The sequence below is a fragment of the Pseudomonas sp. 34 E 7 genome (genome assembly GCF_900005715.1).
Lineage (GTDB): Bacteria > Pseudomonadota > Gammaproteobacteria > Pseudomonadales > Pseudomonadaceae > Aquipseudomonas > Aquipseudomonas orientalis_A.
The window spans coordinates 4,781-8,767 of sequence record NZ_CVTX01000157.1 but is presented as its reverse complement, the minus strand read 5'-3'; the positions used below and the strand labels follow the sequence as shown (position 1 = coordinate 8,767).

Annotated in this window: 2 protein-coding genes; one reads left to right on the top strand and one right to left on the bottom strand. The window is 60.2% G+C overall.

The window, feature by feature from the left end; all coding sequences use genetic code 11:
• Positions 1–297: 297 nt before the first annotated feature.
• Complete coding sequence (locus BFP96_RS20140) at positions 298–993, bottom strand: pirin family protein (RefSeq protein WP_065888109.1); 696 nt, start codon at positions 991–993, stop codon at positions 298–300.
• Between the two features lie 217 nt (positions 994–1,210).
• Between BFP96_RS20140 and BFP96_RS20135 the strand changes: the two genes are divergently transcribed.
• Complete coding sequence (locus BFP96_RS20135) at positions 1,211–3,658, top strand: UvrD-helicase domain-containing protein (protein WP_065936888.1); 2,448 nt, start codon at positions 1,211–1,213, stop codon at positions 3,656–3,658.
• Positions 3,659–3,987 lie beyond the last annotated feature (329 nt).

Sequence of the window (3,987 nt, the reverse complement as noted above, 5' to 3'; positions counted from 1 at the left end):
CCCGGCGTCCTGCCGGGTTGCCCACGGATTCAAGCCTGCGTTCGGCCAGCGTGGTTTAACGGGGCGCCTGAGATCAAAAGCAGATCAAGATCAAAAGCGACTCGCTGCGCATCGTGGTTACGGGTGGGTGCGGCTGCTTTATGTAGGAGCGAGCTTGCTCGCGAAAAACTAACAGGCGCCGCGTTTATTCAGGAAGCACGCGTTATCGTTGACGTTTTTCGCGAGCAAGCTCGCTCCTACAAGCGGCGGTGTGCGTTTGACTGACTGGCATCAGTTAGATGCCAGCAAGACTTTGGCTCAGGCCAGGTCGACCAGCACAACTTCACTGTCTTCAACCGCCGTCACCCGCAGCACCTGCTCATCGGCAACCGCCACGCCGTCTCGAGCTTGTGCACGCAGGCCATTGACTTCAATCACGCCTGTTGCCGGTACCAGGTAGGCTCGGCGCCCGCTGTCCAGCCGATACTCGGCCGTTTCTCCGGCCTTCAGATTCGCCGCCACCAGGCGTGCGTCGGCGCGAATGCGCAGGCTTTCGGTGTCTCCGGCCTTGCCGCTGGCCAGGGTCACGAATCCTTCGCGTACACCTCGCGGAAACGGCTTGGCGCCCCAGGAGGGTGGCAACCCGGCTTCATTCGGGATGATCCAGATCTGGAAGATCCTGGTCGGCGTGGCTTCCAGGTTGTACTCGCTGTGGGCAATCCCGGTGCCGGCGCTCATCACTTGCACGTCGCCCGCTTCGGTTCGGCCCTTGTTGCCCAGGTTATCCGCGTGACTGATGGCGCCTTCGCGTACGTAGGTGATGATCTCCATGTCGCGGTGCGCGTGCTGCGGGAAGCCGGTGCCCGGCGCGATGATGTCGTCGTTCCACACCCGCAGGTTGCCCCAGTGCATGCGCTCGGGGTCGTGGTATTCGGCAAACGAGAAATGGTGATGGGCGTCGAGCCAGCCGTGGTGGGCGCCGCCGAGGGTGTTGAAGGGTCGAAGTTCAAGCATGATCGTCTCCTGTTAATGACCCTATGATCCAACAGCGCATGATCGATAAAAAGCGTAAAAACTGCCTTAATCCTATCTATTGATTCGATGGGAAATTAGGGCAATAACTTTCACTTCATCGCCTAACTGCATGACAGCAAAGCATTTGGCTGGAACTCGGGGTCAATTCCGGCGACCATGGTGCACTGTCGAAACCCAGCTCATCCCAGGAGTCCGCGTGCCGCATCCACAGCCTGATCTGCCCCCCGAATTGCGCCCGCTGGCGGAAATGCCGCTGCTGAAACGGCTTGCCGCGCGTCTGTTCGGACACGGCCTCACGCGGCTGCGCGCTCAACACCGTTTCTCCTGGTTGCATGGTCAAGCCGACGGTTTTCGCAGCGGGCACGAAGCCGGTGTGGAGTACGGCTACCGAGAGGGCAAGGCGGACGGTTTGCAAGAGGGCCGGCAAGTCCTGCTGATTCGCGATTTTCGTAGCGATGAACCCCGTGCTCCGGGCATTGATGACAACCTGTTCGATGACTGGCGATTGCCCCTGACCGCCGACATTAAAAAGCGCATCAAGGCCGACGTGGCGCGTTTGCTGCCGGCCCACGCCCAGCCGAGCGCCGCGCAGTGGAAAATGATCTTCAGCGACACGCCTTCGACCTCAGTGATTGCAGGTGCCGGCGCCGGCAAGTCGACCTCCCTGGTGCTGCGCATTCTGCTGCTCACCCATTACTTGGGTTTCGAGCTGAGTTCGATGACCGTGGTGACGTTCACCCGCGAGTCGCGCAAGGACTTCATCCACAAGCTCATGCAGATTCTCAGCCTGTGGGGCCAACCCCTTGGCCAAAAAGAGGCCCAGGCGGTGGTGCGCACCTTTCACTCACGCATCCTGCCGATGGTGCGCTGCCTGCCGGGCTTTGAGCGACTGCAGGCGTTCGAGAACCTCGGCGCCGGCTTGGAGGACGCCGACAGCAACCCGTTCGACTTGCGCATCAACGACGCCCAGCGCCAACAGATGAACGCCTGCTACCACCGCTTGCACGGCAGCCACGCGCGTTTTCGTGAGTTGATCGCGCCGCTGGCGCGCCATGGGCTGCAACTCAAGGAGTTGGAGCGTGATCACCCGGATGTACAAAAGCGCATGGCGGTGACGGAACTGGCGGCCAGGCGCGATGAAGAACTCTGCGACGTCATCGAGGATCTGTGGTTTCGCGCCGGCGCCTGGCCGATCAAGGGCATTGAGCCGAGCCGGCAGGCGTTCGACATCAATGGGGCGACATTTCATTGCCATGGCTATATCCCCGAGCTGGACGCGTGGGTGGTGCTGGGCTTTGATTCGCGGGAAAGCCCCCAGATCAGCCGGCCCAATTCAAAGCTGTCAGTGCGCGCGGAGTGGGCAGTAAAGCGCACCCTGTTTCAAGCTTTCTGCCGCAAGCCTTTGATATGGCTGGATAACTATGAGTCTTCAACTAGGTTATTAGGCAGTCTGGCGGGCGACGCCACGGCCGGGCCGGGGTTCGATTACAAGGTCAAGGGTGAGCTTGCTTCCGCGCCGCTGTTGGACTGCTTTGTGATGGCCGCCGGCTTTATCGAGAACCTTGGGTTGGATGTGCCCGGCGCCGTAGGCCGCATGAGCTTTGCCAAGGACGACCCGGACCGCTTGTTCTTCGAGGCCCTGGGCATTTTCTGGAAGGCCCTGGAAGACCACTTGCTCGATCAATCGCCGCCGATCATGACGTATAACCGCATGTTTTCGTTGTTTGGCGAAAATACCCCGGAAAACCTCAAGCTGCTCAGCGACCCACTGCTGCGGCCGATGTCGCACCTGATGATCGACGAGTTCCAGGACGTATCGCCGCAGATTGTCTCGTGGATCCGTGCCAGCCTGCGCGAAATCCGCAGCCGTGGCCCGGCCATGCACGTCGGGCGCGGGGCGCAGCGTTCATCGCTGCTGTGCGTGGGGGATGACTGGCAGTCGATCTACGGCTGGCGCGGCAGTTCGCCCAAATACTTCATGGAGTTCAATAAGGAGTTTGCATCGCCGACTACCACGCGGGTGATGCTCGCCGAGAACTACCGCAGCCATCAACACATCATCGATGCTGCCGAGCACATCGTGCGCAGCGCGCCGGCCATTCCCGGTAAAAAGGCCAGGGCCAGTGGCGAGCCCAAGCCGCTGGTGCCCGTGACAGTGCGCGAGCGCGACGACGCGGCACTGGCGCAGCAGCTGCTCGAGCATTATCAGCGGGGCGATAAGATCTTGATGTTGTATCGAAAAAGTAGCGATAAGTTGTTGATGCAAGAGCATATTCAGGCTTTAGTTAATCTGGATTCTAGCTTGCCGCCTCAGGCGCGCAGGCTCAAACAGCTGACCTATCACAGCGCCAAGGGTTTGCAGGCGGACGTGGTGTTTCTACTGGGTGACTGCCAGCACCTCACCAGCTCGCCCTACAAGAACCAGGTCTATCGCATGGCGGGCCTGGGCAAGGATGGCGACGGCGAGGCGTATGACAACGCACAAAAAGACGAGGTGCTGCGCCTGGCCTACGTCGGCATCACGCGAGCGGTCAGCCACTGTTATTGGTATGTGGAGAAGCCTGAAGGCCAGGCGGTGAATGTGCCAAGAGCATCGGAGCGGGTGGACGGCAGGAAGGCGTATTTCGACGATCAACGCGGTTAATCGGCCTCAATGCGATCTAAATGTGGGAGGGGGCTTACACCCCGATTGCGGTGAGTCAGTCACAGATGTGCTTACTGACACTCCCTCATCGGGGCATAGGTATCTACACAATTTTGGTGCGAAACCGCACCTGTGGCGAGGGAGCTAACGCGTATTTACCTGACGCTCCGAGGTCCAAATGTGGGAGGGGGCTTGCCCCCGATGGCGGCCTCTGGGCTGGCCGGGATGTTGGATTGGACCGAGTACATATCCGTTTCTGCGGTCACGGCCACTTAGGGTTCCGCCCTGACGGCGGCTCACTTTTGAAAAGCGCAAAAGTAAGCAAAACG

What these genes read in the sequence shown, in the direction of transcription:
- BFP96_RS20140 (WP_065888109.1), bottom strand. Translation starts at nt 993, where the DNA reads ATGCTTGAACTTCGACCCTTCAACACCCTCGGCGGCGCCCACCACGGC.